The organism is Streptomyces sp. NPDC029169 (assembly GCF_055563935.1).
On record NZ_JBVHXA010000015.1, the window covers coordinates 175,271 to 195,029 of the forward strand.

At 71.3% G+C, this 19,759-nt stretch carries 22 protein-coding genes; 11 read left to right on the plus strand and 11 right to left on the minus strand.

Going from position 1 to position 19,759, the window contains the following annotated elements; all coding sequences use genetic code 11:
- The first annotated feature begins 50 nt into the window (after positions 1-50).
- Entirely contained in the window at positions 51-1,505 is a 1,455-nt protein-coding gene (locus ACZ4VI_RS25925; protein WP_468002899.1) for a glycosyltransferase family 87 protein, read from the plus strand.
- On the opposite strand, the gene ACZ4VI_RS25930 is transcribed toward ACZ4VI_RS25925, so the two are convergent.
- A complete protein-coding gene (locus ACZ4VI_RS25930) occupies positions 1,442-1,885 on the minus strand; it encodes an SRPBCC family protein (protein WP_468002901.1) in 444 nt (147 codons plus the stop codon). The two genes, ACZ4VI_RS25925 and ACZ4VI_RS25930, sit on opposite strands and share 64 nt — an antisense overlap.
- Positions 1,886-1,948: 63 nt before the next feature.
- On the opposite strand from ACZ4VI_RS25930, the gene ACZ4VI_RS25935 reads away from it, so the two are divergent.
- The 3 genes from ACZ4VI_RS25935 (at position 1,949) to ACZ4VI_RS25945 (ending at position 3,339) form a co-directional block, all read left to right on the plus strand.
- On the plus strand, positions 1,949-2,371 hold the full coding sequence (locus tag ACZ4VI_RS25935) for an SRPBCC family protein (protein WP_468002903.1): 423 nt from the start codon (positions 1,949-1,951) through the stop codon (positions 2,369-2,371).
- Between the two features lie 115 nt (positions 2,372-2,486).
- Positions 2,487-2,873, plus strand: coding sequence for an SRPBCC family protein (locus ACZ4VI_RS25940; protein ID WP_468002905.1), 387 nt, complete (start codon positions 2,487-2,489; stop codon positions 2,871-2,873).
- A 136-nt stretch (positions 2,874-3,009) separates the two neighbouring features.
- Positions 3,010-3,339 (plus strand): TfoX/Sxy family protein, encoded by a 330-nt coding sequence (locus tag ACZ4VI_RS25945; RefSeq protein ID WP_468002907.1) that lies wholly within the window; start codon positions 3,010-3,012, stop codon positions 3,337-3,339.
- A gap of 80 nt (positions 3,340-3,419) precedes the next feature.
- Here the strand turns inward: ACZ4VI_RS25945 and ACZ4VI_RS25950 are convergent, their stop codons facing one another.
- Together ACZ4VI_RS25950 and ACZ4VI_RS25955 are read right to left on the minus strand one after the other, a co-directional pair.
- Positions 3,420-4,013: a formylglycine-generating enzyme family protein gene (locus tag ACZ4VI_RS25950; protein WP_468002909.1), complete on the minus strand. Its 594-nt coding sequence runs from the start codon at positions 4,011-4,013 to the stop codon at positions 3,420-3,422.
- Complete coding sequence (locus ACZ4VI_RS25955; RefSeq protein WP_468002911.1) at positions 4,010-4,282, minus strand: hypothetical protein; 273 nt, start codon at positions 4,280-4,282, stop codon at positions 4,010-4,012. Before ACZ4VI_RS25955 ends, ACZ4VI_RS25950 begins: the two co-directional genes overlap by 4 nt.
- Before the next feature lie 169 nt (positions 4,283-4,451).
- Here ACZ4VI_RS25955 and ACZ4VI_RS25960 point away from each other — a divergent pair, with 169 nt between their 5' ends.
- Positions 4,452-5,171 (plus strand): DUF6333 family protein, encoded by a 720-nt coding sequence (locus ACZ4VI_RS25960; RefSeq protein WP_468002913.1) that lies wholly within the window; start codon positions 4,452-4,454, stop codon positions 5,169-5,171.
- A gap of 205 nt (positions 5,172-5,376) precedes the next feature.
- Positions 5,377-7,788, plus strand: coding sequence for a hypothetical protein (locus ACZ4VI_RS25965; RefSeq protein ID WP_468002915.1), 2,412 nt, complete (start codon positions 5,377-5,379; stop codon positions 7,786-7,788).
- 116 nt (positions 7,789-7,904) lie between these two features.
- On the opposite strand, the gene ACZ4VI_RS25970 is transcribed toward ACZ4VI_RS25965, so the two are convergent.
- Positions 7,905-8,330 carry a DUF6223 family protein gene (locus ACZ4VI_RS25970; protein WP_468002917.1) on the minus strand — a complete coding sequence of 142 codons (426 nt, stop codon included), beginning with the start codon at positions 8,328-8,330 and terminating at the stop codon, positions 7,905-7,907.
- A gap of 283 nt (positions 8,331-8,613) precedes the next feature.
- On the opposite strand from ACZ4VI_RS25970, the gene ACZ4VI_RS25975 reads away from it, so the two are divergent.
- Together ACZ4VI_RS25975 and ACZ4VI_RS25980 are read left to right on the plus strand one after the other, a co-directional pair.
- Positions 8,614-9,741: a sensor histidine kinase gene (locus ACZ4VI_RS25975; RefSeq protein WP_468002919.1), complete on the plus strand. Its 1,128-nt coding sequence runs from the start codon at positions 8,614-8,616 to the stop codon at positions 9,739-9,741.
- On the plus strand, positions 9,738-10,424 hold the full coding sequence (locus tag ACZ4VI_RS25980) for a response regulator (RefSeq protein WP_468002921.1): 687 nt from the start codon (positions 9,738-9,740) through the stop codon (positions 10,422-10,424). Before ACZ4VI_RS25975 ends, ACZ4VI_RS25980 begins: the two co-directional genes overlap by 4 nt.
- Before the next feature lie 11 nt (positions 10,425-10,435).
- Here the strand turns inward: ACZ4VI_RS25980 and ACZ4VI_RS25985 are convergent, their stop codons facing one another.
- The 3 genes from ACZ4VI_RS25985 to ACZ4VI_RS25995 all read right to left on the minus strand — a co-directional run bounded on the left by ACZ4VI_RS25985 (position 10,436) and on the right by ACZ4VI_RS25995 (position 14,152).
- The gene (locus tag ACZ4VI_RS25985; protein WP_468002923.1) at positions 10,436-11,056 is read right to left on the minus strand and encodes a phosphatase PAP2 family protein; all 621 of its coding nucleotides are present in this window, start codon (positions 11,054-11,056) and stop codon (positions 10,436-10,438) included.
- Positions 11,053-12,450, minus strand: a complete 1,398-nt coding sequence (locus ACZ4VI_RS25990) for a diacylglycerol/lipid kinase family protein (protein WP_468002925.1) — start codon at positions 12,448-12,450, stop codon at positions 11,053-11,055. Before ACZ4VI_RS25990 ends, ACZ4VI_RS25985 begins: the two co-directional genes overlap by 4 nt.
- Before the next feature lie 235 nt (positions 12,451-12,685).
- Positions 12,686-14,152, minus strand: a complete 1,467-nt coding sequence (locus ACZ4VI_RS25995; RefSeq protein WP_468002926.1) for a glycerophosphodiester phosphodiesterase family protein — start codon at positions 14,150-14,152, stop codon at positions 12,686-12,688.
- Between the two features lie 123 nt (positions 14,153-14,275).
- Between ACZ4VI_RS25995 and ACZ4VI_RS26000 the strand changes: the two genes are divergently transcribed.
- Positions 14,276-14,731: a hypothetical protein gene (locus tag ACZ4VI_RS26000; protein ID WP_468002928.1), complete on the plus strand. Its 456-nt coding sequence runs from the start codon at positions 14,276-14,278 to the stop codon at positions 14,729-14,731.
- Positions 14,732-14,752: 21 nt separating this feature from the next.
- Here the strand turns inward: ACZ4VI_RS26000 and ACZ4VI_RS26005 are convergent, their stop codons facing one another.
- Entirely contained in the window at positions 14,753-15,757 is a 1,005-nt protein-coding gene (locus ACZ4VI_RS26005; protein WP_468002930.1) for an alpha/beta hydrolase, read from the minus strand.
- Between the two features lie 180 nt (positions 15,758-15,937).
- Between ACZ4VI_RS26005 and ACZ4VI_RS26010 the strand changes: the two genes are divergently transcribed.
- Positions 15,938-16,597: a DUF5701 family protein gene (locus tag ACZ4VI_RS26010; protein ID WP_468002932.1), complete on the plus strand. Its 660-nt coding sequence runs from the start codon at positions 15,938-15,940 to the stop codon at positions 16,595-16,597.
- 46 nt (positions 16,598-16,643) lie between these two features.
- Here the strand turns inward: ACZ4VI_RS26010 and ACZ4VI_RS26015 are convergent, their stop codons facing one another.
- The 3 genes from ACZ4VI_RS26015 to thpR form a co-directional block, all read right to left on the minus strand.
- Complete coding sequence (locus ACZ4VI_RS26015) at positions 16,644-17,192, minus strand: GNAT family N-acetyltransferase (protein WP_468002934.1); 549 nt, start codon at positions 17,190-17,192, stop codon at positions 16,644-16,646.
- 57 nt (positions 17,193-17,249) lie between these two features.
- Positions 17,250-18,338 (minus strand): nitric oxide synthase oxygenase, encoded by a 1,089-nt coding sequence (locus ACZ4VI_RS26020; RefSeq protein ID WP_468002936.1) that lies wholly within the window; start codon positions 18,336-18,338, stop codon positions 17,250-17,252.
- Between the two features lie 228 nt (positions 18,339-18,566).
- Positions 18,567-19,148, minus strand: coding sequence for an RNA 2',3'-cyclic phosphodiesterase (gene thpR / locus ACZ4VI_RS26025; protein WP_468002938.1), 582 nt, complete (start codon positions 19,146-19,148; stop codon positions 18,567-18,569).
- A 141-nt stretch (positions 19,149-19,289) separates the two neighbouring features.
- Between thpR and ACZ4VI_RS26030 the strand changes: the two genes are divergently transcribed.
- On the plus strand, positions 19,290-19,457 hold the full coding sequence (locus ACZ4VI_RS26030; RefSeq protein WP_468002939.1) for an NAD-dependent epimerase/dehydratase family protein: 168 nt from the start codon (positions 19,290-19,292) through the stop codon (positions 19,455-19,457).
- Positions 19,458-19,759: the final 302 nt, after the last annotated feature.

Consider the following 19,759-nt stretch of genomic DNA (forward strand, 5'->3'; position numbering starts at 1 on the left):
TCGGGGCGCCGGACCGCCGGCTCGCACGTTCGGCTGCGACGCTGCGGGATGTGATCAGTCCTCGCACCGCCCTGGCCGGCGGGCTCCTCGCCGCACTCACCACGGTCCTGGTGTGCACCATCCGCAAGGACGGCTACCACACCGATCCCGGCGGGCTCTCGTGGTGGTACGCCGCGTCCTGGGCGCTCTTCGCCGCCTCGGCCTTCGCCGTGCGGAAGGTGCCGCCCCGTCAGGCGGTCGTCCTCCTGCTGGCGGGATCGGCGCTGGTCGCCGCCACCGGCCTGGTCGCCCCGCCGCGTACGAGCACGGACGCGTACCGGTACGCGTGGGACGGCCGGGTGCAGGCGGCGGGCATCTCGCCGTACGACCACGCTCCCGCCGACCGTGAACTCGCCCCGCTGCGGGACGACTGGCTCTTCCCGAGCGGCGCCACCTGCCAAGGACCGGACCTCACGGGCGTCCCGTCGCCCTCCCGACCCGTCGCAACGGAGCCCCGCACAACCTCACCCGCCCCGTTGCACTGCACGCGGCTCAACCGCCCCTCCGTGCACACCATCTACCCGCCCGTCGCCGAGTCGTACTTCCTCGGCGTCCATCTGCTCGCCCCGGACGGCACACGTCTGAAGCCCCTCCAGATCGGCGGCGCACTCCTCTCCGTCGCGATCACCGCCCTCCTGCTGCTCATCCTGCGCCGCCGGGGCGATCCCCGAACCGCGGCCTACTGGGCATGGTGTCCCGCCGTCCCGGTGGAAGCGGTGAACAACGCTCATGTCGACGTGCTCGGCGTGCTGTTCGCCGTCGCCGGACTCGGCCTCGTCGCGCGCCACCGGGTGGCGGGAGGGGCACTCCTCGGCGCCGCCGTCGCGGTGAAGCTGATGCCCGCGATCGTGCTGCCCGGAGCGCTGGCCGGCGTACGACGGGTGCGGGACGCGGCGGCGGTCCTGGTGCCGGCCGCCGCCGTGACCGCACTGGCCTATCTCCCGTACGTGCTCGTCTCCGACGGCTCCGTCCTCGGCTACCTCGGCGGATACGTCGAGGAGGAGGGCTACGACGACGCCGACGCCCGCAACCGCTACGCCCTGCTGCGCCTCGTCATGCCCCCCTCCTGGGCCCTCCCCGCGACGGTCGCCGTACTGCTCGTCTGCTGCGCCCATGTCGTACGGCGCGGCGATCCCGAACGTCCATGGAGCGGCGCGCTCCTGGTCACCGGGACGGCGTTCCTGCTCCTGACACCGGGATACTCCTGGTACGCCCTGCTGCTCGTCGCGCTGGTCGCCCTGGACGGGCGCTGGGAGTGGCTGCTCGTCGCGGTGGCGGGGGCGGCCAAGTACGTGACCAGCAGGGCGTTCGCCGACCCGAACGCCGTGGGCACCGTCGTGTACGCCGTCGCCGCCTCGGCGGTCCTGGTGGGCGCGCTGCTGCGGCGCCGGAGCGGCCGGGGCTACATCCAGTCGTCGGGGCCGGGGTCCCGGCCCTCCGCGCGTACGGCGAGACGGTCGACGTAGTGGTTCCAGCCCTCGTCGTGAGCGGCGCACGCCTCGGGGGAGGGGAGACCGGAGTGCCGCAGGCGCAGCAGGGTGCCGTCGGCCGTCGGCTCCAGGGTGATCTCGACGGTGCTGGATCCGGGCGGCACGGGCAGGCCGCCCCCGGCCCAGCCCCAGGTGAAGACGAGCCGCTTGGGCGGGTCGATCTCGACGAAGCGGCCCTCGGCGACGTTCTCGCCGGTGACACGGGTGCGGTAGGCGCCGCCGGGCTCGAAGGCGAACTCGCCCGTGGCGCCCATCCAGGACAGCCACTTGTCGCGGTCGGTGAAGAAGGAGAAGACGGTCTCGGGCCGGGCGCCGATGCGCCGTTCGACCGTGACCACGCCGTCGTGCACACTCACGTGTCGTCCGTCCCTTCGGCCCGCTCGGCGGCCTCCGCCAGTGCGGCGAGGGTGTCGAGCCTGGTGGCCCACCTGCAGACCCGCATCGAGGCCGACCCCCGGACCGTCTACCGCGCCATCTCCACCCAGGAAGGCGTGGCTGGCTGGTTCACCACCGGCGCCGAGATCGGCGAGGGTGTCGGCGCGCTGCACCGACTCTCCTTCCCCGGCGCGCCCATGACCTGGGATTTCCGTATCGACCAGGCGGAGGACGGCAAGCGACTGGCCCAGACGGTCGTGGCCGGCCCGCCCCAGTGGCTGGACACGGAGATCGTCTACGCACTGGAGGAGCACCCCGAGGGCGGCACGCTCGTCCGCTTCGACCACAAGGGCTTCAAGGAGATCGACGACATGTTCCGCGAGGTCACGATGGGCTGGGCAGGCATGTTCATGCGCCTCAAGGAGTACGTCGAGGGCGGCACCCCGGTCCCGTACTTCACGGTCTGAGCCCCGAACCGACCTCCCTCCCCCCACACACGTTCCAGGGAGCACGACCCATGTCCGAAACCGCGCGATCACCGGCATCACCTTCCAGGTCGACATCGACGCCGACCGGGCCGCCGTGCTGGCCGCCCTCGACACCCATGACGGCCTGACCGGCTGGTGGACCACCGGAGTGGAGCGGAAGGACGAGACCCTCTTCTTCGACTTCCCGCAGATCCCCGAGCCCTTCCAGCTCCACCGCGACCGGGCCGACGAGGACCGCGTCCAGTGGACATCGGTCGGCGTCTTCCCGCCGCACTGGTCCGGCACGGTGATCTCCTGGGACCTCTCCGACGTTCCCGACGGGACCGGCACCCGTGTGCTGTTCCGCCACACCGGCTGGCAGCCGGGCGACCCGGGCCTGCCCCCGGCCGCGTACACCTGGGGCCGGCTGATGACTCGGCTCAAGCAGTACGCGGAGACGGGCGTCGCGCAGCCCCTGTTCACCGTCCGCGCCGGGGCGTAAGACCCGGGCGGGCGTGCATCGCGGCGCCCGAAGGCCACAAGGCCGCGTGTCGGCGCGGAAGGCTGCCGGCTCCTCGATGTGCGGCCCCTACAGTGGGCCGCATATCCCGTGCCCACGAAGCGAGGTGGCGGCCGGCATGGCCTACGACGAAGGTCTGGCGGAACGGATCCGCGCCCGCCTGGTCGGCGACCCGGCGATCAACGAGAAGAAGATGTTCGGCGGCCTCGCCTTCCTGCACGCGGGCAACATGGCGGTGGGGGTCATCGGCGACGACCTGATGGTCCGGGTCGGTCCGGACGCCACCGAAGCCGCGCTCGCACGGACCGGCGCACGCCCCTTCGACTTCACCGGCCGCCCCATGCGCGGCTGGGTCGTCGTCGCCGCCGAAGCCCTCGCCGAGGACGCGGACCTCGCCGCCTGGATCGACGAGGGGCGCGCGTTCGCCGCGGGACTACCGCCCAAGTAGCGCCTCGGCGCTTGGATATCGGATACTGGATCCAATCTCTCGAATCCGATATCCGATATCCAATGTCCTGGATCCAATATTCAGCTCCAGTGCGGGTCGTACCAGCCGCCCCCGCGCAGGACGCGGTACTCGCCGTAGACGTCGGGGTCGTAGAGGTCCCAGCACCAATCCCACGCGTTGCCGAGCATGTCGTACAGACCCCAGGAGTTGGGCTGCCTCGTGCCCACGTCGTGCGGGCGTTCGCCGGAGTTGTCGCGGTACCAGGCGATGTCATCGAGGGGCCCGTAGCGGGGTCCCGCCGTGCCGGCCCGGCAGGCGTGCTCCCATTCGGCCTCGGTGGGGAGCCGGTAGCCGTCGGCGGCCGTGTCCCAATCCACGTTCCGGCCGCTGACGTCGTGCTGGTAGGCGGGGGTGAGACCGTCGCGCTCGGAGAGGATGTTGCAGAAGCGCGTCGCGTCGAGCCATGACACGTCGTGGACGGGCAGCAGGTCACCGGGCGTCGTGCTGGGGCGCAGGCCGGTGACCTCTGCGTACAGCGCTTGGGTGACGGGGTGCGCCGCGAGGCTGTAGGGCGCGAGGTCGACCTGCCATGTGTGCTGCGTACGCCGGTCGGAGAGCGTCACACGGCCCGGCGGGACGGGGATCAGAGCCGGTCGGATGTGGTGTGCGGTCATGACAGTGGCAGTGCCTTCGTGGCGATGGTGGCGGCCTCGGCGATGAGCTTGTCGTCGTAGGCGGCGTCGGCGTGGTGACGGTGGGACAGGACGGCCAGGACGATGGGGGCTCTGCCAGGAGGCCACGCGACGGCGATGTCGTTCCGCGCCCCCACTGCGAAGTCGGCCGCGCTACCGGCGCGCCCCCAACCCGTGAGCGGTACGAGCGCTAGCGCGACCAGCGCGACCAGCGCGGCGAGAAGGTGATGCCGGGGACGGTCGAGCCGCATGCTTCACGCTTTCCGGTCGGGTGGCGAGAGGGCCGTACGTCACACTCTGCCACCCCGTGCCGGGTCGCCGGGCCACCGGGTCAGCGACTCCGCGCACTTCAGCCGTCCCCACCCCGCCGATGCCTGATCCGCCGTGGGGCAAGCGGGAGTTGAAGCTACCGTGGCCCTCATGACCAACACCGACTTCTGGACGTCGACACCCGACCGGATCGTGCAGGGCAGCGGCCAGTGCACCATCACGATTCTCGAGCCGCCGTTCACCGTCTCCGCGACCGAGCTGCCCCCGCACGATCCCGCGCGCGCCCGCCGGTTCGCCGAAGCCTTCCCGACCGTGGACGCCATCCTGGAGGAGCTGCCCTCGCAGCCCGCGGGCGAGTCGCCGTATCTGGAGACGCGGGCCGACCTGGATCTGATCAGGGTCGGCTGCTGGGGAAACGTCACCGCCATCTCCGACCCGGCGTTCGTCGACAACGGCAACGACGAGCCGCTGCTTGCCATCACGGAGGAGCTGCACAAGCGCTATCCCGAGGCCCGGATCATCGGCAGGGCGGAAGTGGACTGCGGGGAGGCCCATACCGAGGACATCATCCGTCTCCCCGGCGGGCTCATGTTCCACGCGTCCGGGTGGCCCACGATGGACCCGTGGAAGCTCACCGGTGACCCGCACGCCATCGTCGACGCCCTCCAAGTCCCCCCTGCCGTACTGGAGGAGCTGGATCTCGACCTCGACGAGGAGCCCGAGGACATCGAGTGGAAGGCCCTCGTCGCGCTCGGCCTCGGGGATGCCGACCCGTGGCTCTGGCGTCACCTGGAGACCTCGGTGTTCCGGGTCCGTCACACCGAGGCGTACACGCTGACGATGGAGGAGCTCTGGTTCATCGGCGGTTGACCGATCACGCCCCTCCACCCCCCACCGGACGATCAACTCACAAAAGATTCACGCGAGTTCACAGACCGAAACGCCCGAATCCCTGGTTGATGCCTTGCCGAGCGTGTTTATGGTGGCCTTACGCGGCGCGTACGTCACGGGGGCCCCACGCGCCGCCCGACACCCCCTCAACGCCCCCCACAACGACGAGGGAAAGACCAGCACCTTGAACCGATCCATACACATGCCGCGCAGGTGGCGGCTGATCGGCCGCTTAGCGGCGGCGCTCGGACTCACCGGGGCGATCACCCTGACCGGCCTCCCCGGCTCCGGAATCGACGCGGCGAGCGCGGCTCCCACGACCGTCAAGATCAGCGGTAAGCGCTGCGACACGAAGCACCTCGGGCGCGAGTACGCGACCACGCCCCGGAACTCCGGCTTCCCCGACGACCCGACCGGCAACTTCGCCGTCTGGCCGGGAGACCCCAAGAACTACAACTACGCCATGCCGGGCCAGGCGTACGACGGGCTCGAAGCCCCGACGGAGGCGGAGAAGGCCAAGGCCCGCTCCCAGGACCCGGATCCGAAGAAGAACTACGAGAAGTGGGCGAAGATCGCCGCCGCTTCGGGCAAGCCCTCCGACAAGGCGATGGAGATCTACGCCCGCTACCTCGCCAGCAAGGAGAGGCTCTCCTTCAAGCACTGGTTCGACAAGCGGTACATCCGCAACGAGACCAACAACCACAAGGGTTCCGCCTTCGAGCGGCGCCTGGTCAAGGACTTCCAGCTCGTCGGCCCGGACTGGCTCTGCGAGGTCAAGGTCGAGGTCTTCGACGAGAACGGCAAGAAGATCGGCGAGCGGCGCTACGACGCCTACAACCAGCGGAAGAAGGAGTTCAACGAGATCAAGTCGAACTCCAAGCTCCGTAACGACCAGTTGAAGGTCGACCGGCTGATCGCGGAGGTGAAGAAGGACCACACCTTCCGCTTCAACGGCGGGAAGACCTTCTCCGACACCGATCGCAAGAAGATCGACCAGTTCAACAAGGAACTCGAACAGTCCCGGGGCAAGCCCAACCAGGTCCGCGGATTCCAGCGGCAGTACAACCCCATCCCGCAGACCAAGCCCATCCGCGGCTACTCCTCGTACGACAAGTGGTTCGCCCCCGGCTGCGCCGGCGCGACACCGCGCGCGGCGGACGCGAGCTCCTGCGGTACGCGGGGGCCCGTCAACGACCGGATCAAGGGCTCCGGCCGCACGCTGGACGAAGCCAGGCGCTTCCAGTCCGAAGCCGGCCGCCTGGACACCCGCGGCACCCTCCCCAGGGGAGGCCCCGGCGGGATCGACTTCACGACCCTCGAACTCCGCTACGTCGGCGGCCTGGAAAAGGGCAAGGGCATGGCCTACTCCATGAAGGCCGACCTGATGCCCGACCCGGAGAACAACCCCGGCTTCGGCGGTGAGGCCAAGATGACCATGGCCTCCGACGCCCTGTTCACCTGGCTGGCGCTCACGCCGGACCGGATGTGGGTGAACCTCAATCCCGACCAGCCCGACACGATCATGGACAAGGAGTTCGCGAAGACCGACGCCGGCCGCATCCTGCTGGAGGCGGACATGGAGATGAAGCGCGACTACGGCCGCGCCATGGACCCCAAGACGGACGTCGGCGACCGCTTCTGGGACTCCCTCCCGCGCAGGAACGGCTTCCCGTGCCTGCACTCGGGCCGGTACTGGATCGAACCCGAACCGGCGAAGGTCCGCGAACAGGACGGCGGGCTCTACATCCTCGACGCCCCGCTGAACGTCAAGTCCGTCCCGCAGGAGTTCAACACCCCCGGCCCGGGCGGCAAGGGCTGTGACCTCACCGAGGCCGAGATCAGGCAGGGTCAGGCCAGCATCGACACCATGCTGACCCCGATCGTGAAGAAGCTGGTCAACGAAGCCCCCAAGTACGCCGACCTGCGCCGCGTCTACACCTCCCGGGTCGCCGCCGAGTGGATCCGCCAGCAGGACGCGAAGAAGCCGTCCGACTTCCGCCCGATCATCAACAGCAACAACGTGAAGCCGTGGCCGCTGCGCCCGCCCAACGCCGACTGGGACAAGAAGACCGTCTTCGACGAGATGGTCAAGTCGTTCAAGGAGGGCGACTTCAGGTACGAGCTGAAGTACGGCGGCCAGGTCGCCGTCTACATGATCGGTGGCGTGGACTTCACCAAGGCGCCGAAGCGGAACATCTCCCGTACCCAGTTCACCGTGGAGAACCGCACGCTGGACACCACGACCAAGACGTCCATCCAGTCGGACGACACGTCCTACCGGGACACCGACATCGCCTATCTCGGCGGCGACGCCTCGGGTGACACCTCCGGCGGCGGGGACGAGGACCCGACCCCCACCCCGACGCCGACGGACGGCCCGAAGCCGACCGACTCCCCGTCGACCCCGGGACCGGACCCGTCCACCCCGGGCAACGGCAGCACCACGCCGCCGGCCAAGGACCCGGACGGTGACCTCGCCGACACCGGCTCCGACACCCCCGTCGGCCTGATCGTCACCATCGCGGCGGCTCTCGCCGGTGTGGGCGGCGCGCTCACTTGGTGGATGCGACGCCGTCGTCAGGGGACCGCCGGTTAGCCGGACCTGACGCGACCGCGCACGCGGTGACAGGGCCCCGCCCCCACTTCTTCCGGGGGCGGGGCCCTGTGCGGCGCTGTGCGGGGTGCTCGTACGCGTGGCCGTCCGCGACACGGTCAGCCGGTGCGGCGGGAGCGGGTCAGAGCCCGCGCGCCGAGGGCGGTGGCGACAAGGCCCACCACCATGGCGACGTACGCCCCGCCCAGCCCGTTGCCGGTGCCGAGACCACCGTCGGCGGTGGTGGCGACCAGCACTCCGAGCACCATGCTGACCAGCCCCGCAACCAGGGCCACCCCGGCCCCGAGCGATCCGTTGGCAATCCCGAGGCGACCGGCGGGGCGGGCCGGCGCGAGCCAGCCGACGACCACGCCGACCAGGCCCAGCAGCGCGCCCGTACTGGCTCCGAGCCGCCCGAGGCCGAAGTCGAAGAAGCCGGCCGCGACCGGCTGGACCGAGGCGGCGTGCGCGGCCGCCGGTGCGGCAAGCGCGATGCCCCCGAGCAGGACGGCAACGGTGGCGGCGGACAGGCGACGAACAGACATCGACGTGCTCCTTCTCTGTCGAACTTCCGAACTTCCGACGCGCTTCCGAACGTCGGACTTTTCCGAACGTCGGACCTTTCCGAACATCCGACTCTTCAGAACGTCCGACGACGGAACGTCACCCGAGCATGTCCGCCGGACCCACTGCCCGTCGTCCTGCGGACGCGGACACTTCACGCTGCCGCAGGCGCGGCAGGCGCCACGGACGTACCGCGTCTGCGGTAGGCGGCGTCTCCTCCCTGAGCGGGACTTCCCCGAGGCCACATCCGGCTAGGGTGCGGCCATGAGCACAGGACGGTTCGGTGTGCCCGCAGGTGTCGTGGACTGGGCGATCGCCCTCGGCGTGGCGGCCGCGCTGCTGATCACCGGGCTGTCCGGGCAGCACCCCGCCACCACCCTCAACATGCTCGGCCTCGCGCTGCTGACGGCCGGCGGGCTCGCGCTGGCCGCGCGCCGACGCGCTCCCGTTCCCGTCCTGGTCGTCACCGGGCTGTGCGCGGTGGGATACCAGGCGGCCGGTTTCGACGTACCCGCCGTCGCGTACCTGTTCGCGGTGTACACAGCCGTACGGGCCGGACACCGTACCGTCACCGTGGCGGCGAGCGTCGTCGTCCTCGCCACGCTCCCCCTCGCGGCCCTCGCCTCGGGCCTGCACGACACGGGCGAGGCGTTCGCCCAGGCCCGGGGCGCCCTGGAGATCGCCTGGCTGATCGCCGCCGGCGCCGCCGGGGAGGCCCTGCGGCAGGCCGAGCGGCGGGCGGACGAGGCCGAACGCACCCGGGAGGAGACCGCGCGGCGCCGCGCCGACGAGGAGCGGCTGCACATCGCGAGGGAGCTGCACGATTCGCTCACCCACCAGATCTCGGTCGTCAAGGTGCAGTCCGAGGCCGCCGTCCACGTGGCCCGCAAACGCGGAGAACCGGTGCCGGAGGCCCTGCTGGCGATCCAGGAGGCCGCGCGCGAGGCGACCCGGGAACTGCGCGCGACCCTGGAGGCACTGCGCGACGACGACACGACCCCGCCGCACGGGCTCGACCACATCCCGGAACTCGTGGAACGAGCCCGCACGACCGGTCTGCAGGCGACGCTGACGATCGCGGGCCGACCACACGTCGTGCCGGCCGCGGTGGACCGGACCGCCTACCGGATCGTCCAGGAGTCGCTGACCAACGTCGCCCGGCACGCCGCCGCCTCGACCGCGTCGGTCCGCATCGAGTACCGGCCGGACGCGCTCGCCGTACAGGTCGACGACGACGGCAGGGCCGCCCCCGGCACCGCGCCGACGCCCGGCGTCGGCCTGCTCGGGATGCGCGAACGCGTCACCGCACTCGGCGGCCGGCTGCGGGCGGAACCGCGCCCCGAGCGAGGCTTCACCGTCCTGGCCGAACTCCCTGTGGACCGGTCCTCGTGATCCGCGTCCTGCTGGTCGACGACCAGCCGCTCATCCGCAGCGGATTCCGCGCACTCCTCGACCTCGAGGACGACATCGAGGTGGTGGCCGAGGCCGCCGACGGCAAGCAGGCCCTGGAGCTCGCCCGACAACACCTGCCCGCGATCGCCCTCATCGACATCCAGATGCCGGTCATGGACGGCATCGAGGCGACCCGGCGCATCGCCGCGGACCCGGCCCTCGCCGACGTGCACGTCGTCATCCTGACCAACTACGGCCTGGACGAATACGTCTTCGAGGCCCTCCGCGCCGGCGCGGCCGGATTCCTCGTCAAGGACATCGTGCCGGAGGACTTCCTGCACGCCGTACGCGTCGCGGCACGCGGCGACGCCCTGCTCGCACCCTCGATCACCCGCAAGCTGATCAACCGGTACGTCACCCAGCCGCTGAACACCGCCCCAGGCACCGCCCCAGGCAACGGCACGGGCACGGGCCTTGAAGAGCTGACGGGCCGCGAACGCGAGGCCGTCGCCCTGGTCGCCCACGGCCTGTCCAACGACGAGATCGCCGACCGCATGGTGATCACCCCCATGACCGCGAAGACCCACATCAACCGGGCCATGGCCAAGCTCCACGCCCGTGACCGCGCTCAACTCGTCGTCATCGCCTACGAATCCGGCCTGGTGGCGCCACGCGGCTCCTGACGACGACGTCCTCAATCCGATGGCGTGGGGGTGAGCGTGAGGATGGCGGTGGCGATGGTGCCGCCGAGGATCGCCCCCGCCAGGACATCGGCGGGATAGTGGACGCCGGTGTGGATGCGCGAGTAGCCGACGGCCGTGGCGAGTGCCGCGAGCGGCAGCGCCGTGGGCGGGAGGAGGACGCCGACGGTGGTGGCGAAGGCGACGGCGGAGGCGGTGTGTCCGGAGGGGAAGGAGGCGGAGGTGGGCATGCGGACGTGACGGTCGATGATGACGCGGGCCGCTTCGCGGTCGGGGCGGGGGCGGCGCAGGAGGCGCTTGCCGAGGAGGTTGGCGCAGGCCGAGGTGACGGCGATGGCACCGACGCCGAGGACGGCGGCCTGTCGCGGCCGGCCGGGGGCCAGGGCGAGTGCGGCGGCGATGCCGAGTGAGATCTTGGAATGGTCGGCCGCGGTGGACAGGCGTCGCAGTCCGGTGTCGAGGGTGGGAGTGGGGGTCGCGGCGACCGCGGCATAGACGGCGCCGTCGAGGGCCTGGAAGTCGGTGACGACGGCGGCGACGTCGTGCGCGAACCGCTCGCCGGCTCGCCGGATTCTGGCGGTGAGCCCCGGACCATGCGCCTGAGGGTCGCTCATCGCCCTCTCCTCTCTGGTTCCGGGCTCTCCGGGCGGTGCGGGCGGTCCGGGCGGTGCGGGCGGTCCGGGCGGTGCGGGCGGCGAAAGGCGAGGGTGAGGATCCGGCGCCAGTTGAGCGGAGGCGTGACGGGTAGTGCCTCGGGCCGGTCGCGCGGCACGCGCACGCGGAGGACGCGATGCCGGATCGTGCAGGTCACGGGCGTGGGCAGGGTCAGCGCTTCGCCGTCCACGGCGACGGGCATGGTGTCGTCGTCACCGGTCACGTCGACGCGGCGTGCGGTCAGGAGGTTCAGGCCGCCGGAGCTCGGGCCTCGTAGCGCCATGTCGGCGGCCTGGCCCGCGCCCTCCACGCGTATGCCGATGACTCCCAGCCGGCCCGCGTCGAGGCGGGGACGCCGGCCGCCCGTGAGCGGATCCGGCCGGGCGTAGGGGTTGTTGCTCACGAGCAGCGCCTGCTGGGACGTCAGGCGGGTGTCGTCGGCGGTGGCATCGAAGCGGGGCCCGGACTCGTTGAGCAGGTCGGGCATGGCGGCCAGTACGGTCTCCGCCTTGGCATCGCGGTACTCGGGGCGCTCCACGACGCGTGCGTACACGCCGAACGACACGGTGTTGACGAACGGCCGGCCGCTCACGTCGCCGAGATCGATGCGGATTTCCTCGCCGTCCGTGAGGGCGTCGAGGCTGCGGGACGGATCGGTGCGGTCCAGGCCGAGATCCATGGCGAAATGGTTCCGGGTGCCGGCGGGGACGACCAGGAACGGCAGGTCGTGCTCGGCGGCGACCGCGGCGACCTCGGCCTGCGTACCGTCACCGCCCGCGACGCCGAGCAGGTCCGCTCCCTCGGCCACGGCCTGGCGCGCGAGGGCCGAGGCATCGAAGCCTTCGGCCGGGTCGAGCAGGATCACCCGCGCGCCGAGCTTCTGGGCATGTTCGACCAGTGCGAAGCGGCCGACCTTACCCCCTCCCGAGGCGGGGTTCATGAGGAGGACCGGCTGACGAGGAGGCTTCCGGTGCTCCGCCCGCATGACGTGCGGGGCGTGCGGTCGCCGGAGGGCCACCCGACCACAGGCCAGTGCCAGCCCCCAGAGGCACAAGGCGATGAGCGCCGTCACCCACAAGCCGCTCCGTACGTACAGCACGAGGAGACCGACAGGCGCGCCCACCATGAGGAAGGCTCCCAGCCACCGCCGGAGCCCGCGGCGGGCCAGCATCCACCAGGTGCCCGCGGCCGAGACGATCAGCCCGGCGAGACCGCTCACGACGATCACCAGACCGCCGCCGCCGAGCGCCAGAAGCAGCACGACGACCGCCGCCACGGCGGCGACCACGGCACACCGGGCCCACAGCCGCGCCCGGGCCGCAGCGCCGGCATCACCCCTCGGGCCCACTGCCATCATCCCGCCTCACTGGCCGTCAGACCTGCCCACCGTCGTCACGCCAGCCTCCCGCACCTGCCGCCCCGTGACGCCCCGGCAGAGCCGTCCGGGTGACACCGGCTCCGCCCGTATGGCGGTTCCGCCGCCGCTCCACCAGCCCCTGCCCCCCTCGAACCGGGCCACACCCATCGACGAAGATCGTCAGGGTGCTCGCAGGACCCGGCCGCGCCCCGCGTGGCGGGGACGGGACGCGTCACCGTGGCGGCGTCACTGTGGCGGGTCGCCGTGCCGGACCGGCCACCACGTCGCTCTGCGCCCGGCTCCAGCCGGTGAGTTCGCCCGGCCGGTTGGTGATGATGCCGTCGACGCCGTACCGGTCGTACCTGCTCCACTTCTCGGCCGAGTCCACCGTCCACACCCAGGCGGCCACGCCCGCCCCGTGCAGATCGGCCACGACGCCCGGTCTGCTGTCCAGCGCGACACCACTGGGGTTGTACGACGTCAGGTGCAGCTCCTTGCTGATCGCCACCGGGTCGTCGTCCAGGGCGCTGCGCAGCAGGCCCAGCGGCAGATCCGGGGCCAACTCGTGGACCCACCGCAGGTGCCCGGGCTCAAAGCTCTGGACGAGAACACGGCCGCTCATGTTCTCCGCCCGCACCACGTCGACCATCACCGCGACGTCCTCGATGCTGTCGGCCCGCTTGATCTCCAGGAGCAGACTCCCCCCGCGGGTCCGCAGGTCTGCCAGCTGCGTGGCGAGCGTGGGCACCCGGGCGCCGGCGAACACCGGGGCGAACCAGGACCCGGCGTCGAGTCCGTCGAGCTGTGCGGCGGTCAGCGTCGCGATGTTCCCGGTGCCGTCCGTCGTACGGTCCACGGTCGCGTCGTGCATCAGGTAGGGCACGCGGTCCCGGCTCAGCCGGACGTCGGTCTCGATGAAGTCCGCTCCCGAGCGCCGCCCGACCTCCTGCGCGACCATCGTGTTCTCCGGCGCCAGGGACGAAGCCCCCCGGTGCGCGACGACCGTCAAGGGCGCCCCCTCCGCGCGAAGGAACACATTCGTGTCGAGCGCGGTGACCTTCACGTCGTCGAAGGAGACCGTCGATCCGCCGACGGCGAGCGCCAGAACGCCGTCGGGCGAGCGGTCCAGCCGGCTCGTCCGCATCACCTGCCGGCCGTCGATGAACCAGGCGGCCTGCCGGTCCCTCACCTCGATACGTACCTTCACGTCCCGCCCCGCCGCCGCGGCCGAGGCCGCCGGGGTGGGGGAGGTGTCGCTCACGCTCCACGATCCGGCCGGTGTCCGGGCCGCGAACTCGACACGGTCGGCGGTGGCACGGGCGGTGCGCAGCACGCCGGCCTGCCACGGGCCCGCCCCGGAGGCCGGCACGTCCAGGCCGAGCGCGAACCAGCGCTCCGCGTCCGTCGAGGTCTCGAATCGCGCGGTGGCCTCGAAGCGATAGTCCGTCAGATGCGGTGGCCCGAACGTGATCAGCCTCGTCCCCGCGCCGCCGGCGGCCACCAGCCGCCCGCCCTGGACGCGCCATTCCCCGCCGATCACACGCCACTGCCCGGGGAGTTCGTCCGCGGCGAAGTCCTCCCGCACGACGACCTCTGCCGTGTCCGGGCGCGTGCCGGCGGCAGCAGTGGCGCCGGTCAGACAGAGCAGGATCACGGATGAGGCGAGGACCAGGGCGGTGCGGAGTCTGTCCGGACGCATGCAGGGAGGCTAGTACGGCATACCCGCCCCCGGCGGTCATGCCCGAGACGCACGCGTGTCACGATCGTGGGGTGGAGAACGGCCGGAAGGGCGGCCGCCGATCCGTCCCGAGAGCGGAGTCCGGTGAAAGACGACGAGATACGCGCCCGCTTCGACGGCCGCAGCCGCGTCGAGCTGCGGCTCGGCCACATCACCACCACGAGGCGACGCCGGATCGACGAGATCGCCCACGCGCTCGGCTACCGTCTCCTCGCCGCCGAGAACCTCGGTCCCCACTACGGCATCAGGCTCGACTTCGGACGCGATGACGGCCCGCAGGCACGCCGCCGTACCGAACTGACCATCGCCCGGCTGCGAGCGGGCGGTCCTTTGCTGCCGGCAACGGAGCCCCCGCCGCCTCCGCCACCGGGTCCGCCGCCCCCGGCCGTGGCCCCGTCACCGCGCCGGCCCCGTCAGCCCGGCCGCCCGGCTTCGGAGCCCCCGCCTCCGCCGCCCCTCACCGCGACCCCGGACGGACCACGGATCCCACCCCCGCCGGCATACCCCCCGCCCCCGCCACCACCACCCCAGACCCCCTAACGGCCTTCGCACACGCGGGCTTCAGCCGGACGCGGCTCCGCTCCCAAGAACACCCGACTGCCTGAGGATGCGTCGAAGCCAGCGGGTACGGGCGTCGCGGGCGTCCCGGCTGAGGGCTGCCTCCGGTACGAAGGTGTCGAAGCCGTGGAAGGCTCCCGGCCATACGTGCAGTTCGGCCTGGCCGCCGGCCCGCCAGATCGCATCGGCATAGGCCACCCCCTCGTCCCGGAATGTCTCGGCCGACCCGACCTCGACATAGGCCGGGGGCAGCCCGGACAGATCCGTGGCGCGGGCGGGAGCCGCATAGGGCGGCAGGTCCGCAGCTCCGTACCGCTCACCCAGCAGCGCCTGCCACGCGGTCGCGTTGGAGATCCGGTCCCAGGTGTCGACGCCGGCCATCTGGTGGCTGGAGAAGGTGGTGTTGCGGTCGTCCAGCATCGGACACAGAAGCAACTGCCCGATCGGCGTGGGCCCGCCCCGGTCACGGGTGAGCAGGGCGAGCGCCGCGGCGAGTCCGCCGCCGGCGCTCTTCCCTCCGACGATGATGCGATCCGCGTCGATGCCCAGACCGTCGGCGTGCTCGGCCACCTGGGCGAACCCGTCGTAGCAGTCCTCCAGCGGTCCGGGGTACCGGGCCTTCGGCGCCAACCGGTACTCGACGGACACGACGGCCAGTTCCAGCGGGAGAGCCCACTCGCGAAGCACCTGCGGAAGCACGGACCATGCGTTGCCCATGATCATTCCCCCGCCGTGCATGTAGTACAGCAGCGGCAGAGGCCCGGCGACCCCGGCCGGCCGTGCGCTCACGAGCGTGACGTCCGGCCCGCCCGACGCCCCCGGCACACGCAGCTCTTCCACCTCGAAGCGGCCGTCCGCGCGTAGATCCTGGACCGTCGGCCTGGGCCGGACCGCGGCATCCCGCTCCTGCCGGGCCGCGAGATTCTCCGGGGTGAACGGCTCCCTCACCTCGTCCCCCCAAGCCGCCAGCGCCGCACCCAGCTCGGGATCGAACGGAGGCACGCTCATGACAGCACGTCCGTACACGTACACGTACGCATCGCTCGCACGAGATCCATACGACGTAGTCAATCACTTGGCCCATCGCGGCGGCCGCGAGGATGTCCCGGCCGCGCTCACGGGAACATTCCCGCAGGCCGCCCCGTTGACCTCAAGTCAACTGCTCCGCACCCCGATCAGAGGAGTACCTTGCCCGACACTTCGCCCACCACCGCCGTCCCCCCTCTCCCTTCGCTCGCCGCCCAGGCTGAACGCCTCATCGAGCTCGGGGTGCACGAACTGGCGGGGATACGCGCCGAAGAGCTGCGGACCTTCGCCGAGGACGCCGGCAGCGGAGACGGCGGCGACACCCTGCTCGCCATCCACCCGGACCGCGTCCCGGCCTCCGCGCTCGCGCCGCTGCTCCGCCGTGACGACAAGCCCGGCTTCGTCGTCGTCGACATGCCCGACGTCGACGACTTCGCCCCCTGCGCCGTCGAGCTGCCCGACGCCCCGCTCTACCTCGTCACCGGCGTCGACCGCGGCGACCACATGGCCAACTGGAGCCCGGACGAAGCACTGCCGGCCCTCACCAAGGAGGAGCGGACCCCGCTCGTTCTCACCGAAGGCATCCACTGGGTGCTCCAGCAGCCGGCCGCCCTCGAGCGCAACCGCTGCTTCATGACCATCGGCTCCCGGCTCCGCAAGGCGAACGGTGCCCTGGACGCCCGTACCCCCGCGATCTGGATCAGCAACGGCACAGGACGGGACGGCCGCGAGCGGCGCAACGCCCCGAAGGTCGGCTGGTGCTGGTGGGGCAACCGCCACACCTGGCTGGGGTTCGGCTCCGCTACGGGCCGCCGGCACTAGGGAGGGCGGCATCGGCCCCGGCCCCGTCGGGGGCCGGGGCCGCCCACTAGGGGAGGGCCGTGAACCCCTCGGCGGACATCCGGTACAGCACGCATCGGCGGAGCGGCCCCTCGGGCACGCTCGGATCCTCGAAGTCGTCGGCCGGGTCGCGGGTCATGCCGATCCGGCGCATCACTGCCTGGGACCGAAGGTTGTCGACGGTCGTCGACGCAACCACCTCCGGCAGCCCGAGGACCTCGAAGCCGAAGGCGAGGCAGGCCAGCGCGGCCTCGGTGGCGTAACCGTTGCCCCACGCCGAACGCACCAACCGCCACCCGACATCCACCCCCGCGAACGGCATGTCGTCCCCGAGCTCGTCCAGGCCGGCGCGGCCGACGAACTCACCGGTCTCCCGTACCTCCAGAGCCCACCACCCGAAACCACGCGCATCGAAGTCGGCCTGCATGTCCGCCACCACGGCATCGCTCTGCTCTCGCGTCAGCAACTCCCCGAGGTATTTGCGGACTTCGGGATCTGCGTTCATCGCCGCCCATGGCTCGAGGTCGGACTCCCGCCACCGGCGGAGCAGAAGGCGATCGGTTCGCAGCTCTCGCATGCCGACCAGCCAACCGGATCAGCATGCGCGTGTCGACCGGATATACGGCGCGGATCCTCACGTTTCGCGTGCGACGAAGGCAGGCCGGAGGGAAGCGTCCACGGGGTCGTAATACCGGTGGAAGACAGGGGTGGTGGAGCCGGACATAGGGGGAACGATCCAGCTCCAGTCGGCGGGAGTGGTCCTGCCGAGGCGGCTCTCCTGGGCGATGTGCCGGAGGAACCGCTCCGACTCCGTATGGTGGTCGGCCATCGTCACCCGCGCCTCCTGGAAGGAGTGCAGTACCGCCACGTTGAGCTCCACCAGGGCCCGGTCCCGCCACAACGTGCGCTCCGTCGACCGGTCGAGCCCCAGCCGCTCGGCCACCACCGGAAGCAGGTCGTAGCGGTCGACGTCGGCGAGGTTGCGGGCGCCGATCTCCGTACCCATGTACCAGCCGTTGAACGGCGCCGCCGGATACCGTACGCCGCCGATCTCAAGAACCATGTCGCTGATCGCCGGCACCGCGTACCAGCGCAGCCCCAGATCCGTGAACCACGGGTGATCGGGGTGGCTCAGGGCCACTTCCCGTACGGAGTCGTCCGGCAGCTCGTACCACTCAGGCTCTGTTCCCGCCCCCTCCTGAACCATCAACGGCAGTACCTGAAAAGGCCCTTCGCCTCGCTTCCACCCCAGTTCGCGGGCCTGGGCCGTCATGGATGCACTGCGCGGATCGCCGCTCCAGCGCCCGTCAGGCCTGCGGTGTCCGGCGTAACGGACGAGCTGATCGTTGACGATCCGCGGCCCCGGACGCCCCGGCCGGTCCGGGGCGAAGACGGAGATCACCGGCCGTATCCGGCCGCCGTTTCCGGCCAGCCGCAGGTGGTCGAAGCACTGGGCGGCGACCTCGTCGGCGGACGCGACATGTCTCAGGTCACGGACCACCAGGCTGCGCCAGTAGAGCCTGCCGATACAACGAGCAGCGTTGCGCCACGCGACGCGAGCGCCGAAGGACAGCTCGTCGGGGGAGTGCTCGTACGTCCCGGTGCGACCGATCTCGGCCAGCACTTCGCGCACTCGACCCTCGGCGTCCCCTGTGTGCGGCTGCTCGTGATGGAACTGGCGGATGAAACTCTCGGCCTGTTGGGGGTCCGCGAGATACGGCATCCGCTCCGATGACACCCCGGGGACGGGCGCGCCGCGTGCATCGTCGGGCGTGAACGGGCACGTGCGGCTGACGGGGGCAGACTTCCGGCGGCGACTCAGACTGAAGACCAAGGTGTTTCCCTCCCGTCCTCATGACTACCGGACGGACACACGCCGGTGTGGAGAGTAGCCACATATCGCGTGGGAACAGGGGCCGCACTGGTAAGGTGCCGGGCACCCGAACCCCGTCTAGCTGGTCGAGAAGCTCCACGCCTCGATGTCGCGGTAGCGGATCGGCCCCGGACCGCGGCCGAAGTTGCTCCCCACCAGGTGCAGGCGTTCGGCCGGCCACGGCCGGCCGACGAACCCGGAGAGTCCGGCGGCTGCCTCCACCACACCAGCGGGATCGTTACGGCGGGCCCGGGCCAGGGTCAGATGGGGTCGCAGCGGCCGATCCTCGAAGGGAACACCGCACTCCCCGACCACGGCACGAACGTCCGTGGCCAGCTGGTGCAGCCCTTCCACGTCTCCGCCGACCCCGCTCCACAGCACCCGCCCGTCGAAGTGCCCACCACCGCGCAACGCCAGTTCAAGGGCCCGGCGCGACGCCGCGAGCTCGGCGAGCGGCGCCCGTAGGAGGGGAACGGTCGCGACCGGGAGCTCACCGAGGAACGCCAGCGTGATGTGCCAGTCCTCGATCCGGTTCCACCGCATGCTCGGGTACGCGTCGTAGGCGGGGCGCAACTCCCGCGCCAACTCCTCCTTCGCGTCGTCGGGCGGAGCGAGGGCGATGAACACGCGAACGGTCGTGGCCTGGATCTGATCCTTCACAAGGACTTCGTACCGCCTCTGGCCTCCCCAGTCACATTCGATGGCCCGCTGCCGCCCAGAGCGATCGGTCTGGCGATCCGTTGGGGAGGACGTCCAGGATGAGGGTGAGGCCGAAGCCGAACTCGTCGAAGGGGCTGCGCCATGGACAGGGAACGCGTGAAGAAGGTCTGCATCGTCGGGGCCTCGGGGAAGCTCGGGCAGTACATGGTCCGGCACGCGCTGGAACGCGGCTACGAGGTGGTCGGCGTGTGCCGGGAGCGCAGCGTGCCGAAACTGGCCAGGCGGTCGCCGGGTGCGACGGGGTGCTGACGGTGCTGGCAGTACGTGTCGGGCACGGCGCAGGCGGTGCTCGACCACGCGCTCGCCCTGTTCATGGTAGATGCCGTCACCGACGTCACGCTCGTCCCCGAGGCCCGGCGATCGTCGGCTGCCACACCCCCAGCGCCCTCGCCCACACCGGTGGCCCACGCGACCATGCCTAAGGGCTGTCCCGTACGCCGGATTTCAGAGGAGCGGCCCTGGGCCCACCACATCTCGGACAGGCCGAACCCTTCGGCCCGGGCCAGGCGCCGCCGGAACGCGGCTGGATGGCGGTCACCGGACAGGTGCAG

Coding starts and splice junctions, on each gene's coding strand:
- ACZ4VI_RS25960 (WP_468002913.1), top strand. CDS start 4,452: ATGACCAACACCGACTTCTGGACGTCGACACCCGACCGGATCGTGCAG.
- ACZ4VI_RS26030 (WP_468002939.1), top strand. CDS start 19,290: ATGGACAGGGAACGCGTGAAGAAGGTCTGCATCGTCGGGGCCTCGGGG.
- ACZ4VI_RS25985 (WP_468002923.1), bottom strand. CDS start 11,056: ATGAGCGACCCTCAGGCGCATGGTCCGGGGCTCACCGCCAGAATCCGG.
- ACZ4VI_RS25945 (WP_468002907.1), top strand. CDS start 3,010: ATGGCCTACGACGAAGGTCTGGCGGAACGGATCCGCGCCCGCCTGGTC.
- ACZ4VI_RS25995 (WP_468002926.1), bottom strand. CDS start 14,152: ATGCGTCCGGACAGACTCCGCACCGCCCTGGTCCTCGCCTCATCCGTG.
- ACZ4VI_RS25970 (WP_468002917.1), bottom strand. CDS start 8,330: ATGTCTGTTCGTCGCCTGTCCGCCGCCACCGTTGCCGTCCTGCTCGGG.
- ACZ4VI_RS25950 (WP_468002909.1), bottom strand. CDS start 4,013: ATGACCGCACACCACATCCGACCGGCTCTGATCCCCGTCCCGCCGGGC.
- ACZ4VI_RS26020 (WP_468002936.1), bottom strand. CDS start 18,338: ATGCCGTATCTCGCGGACCCCCAACAGGCCGAGAGTTTCATCCGCCAG.
- ACZ4VI_RS25990 (WP_468002925.1), bottom strand. CDS start 12,450: ATGGCAGTGGGCCCGAGGGGTGATGCCGGCGCTGCGGCCCGGGCGCGG.
- ACZ4VI_RS25955 (WP_468002911.1), bottom strand. CDS start 4,282: ATGCGGCTCGACCGTCCCCGGCATCACCTTCTCGCCGCGCTGGTCGCG.
- ACZ4VI_RS26015 (WP_468002934.1), bottom strand. CDS start 17,192: ATGCGAGAGCTGCGAACCGATCGCCTTCTGCTCCGCCGGTGGCGGGAG.
- ACZ4VI_RS26005 (WP_468002930.1), bottom strand. CDS start 15,757: ATGAGCGTGCCTCCGTTCGATCCCGAGCTGGGTGCGGCGCTGGCGGCT.
- ACZ4VI_RS25975 (WP_468002919.1), top strand. CDS start 8,614: ATGAGCACAGGACGGTTCGGTGTGCCCGCAGGTGTCGTGGACTGGGCG.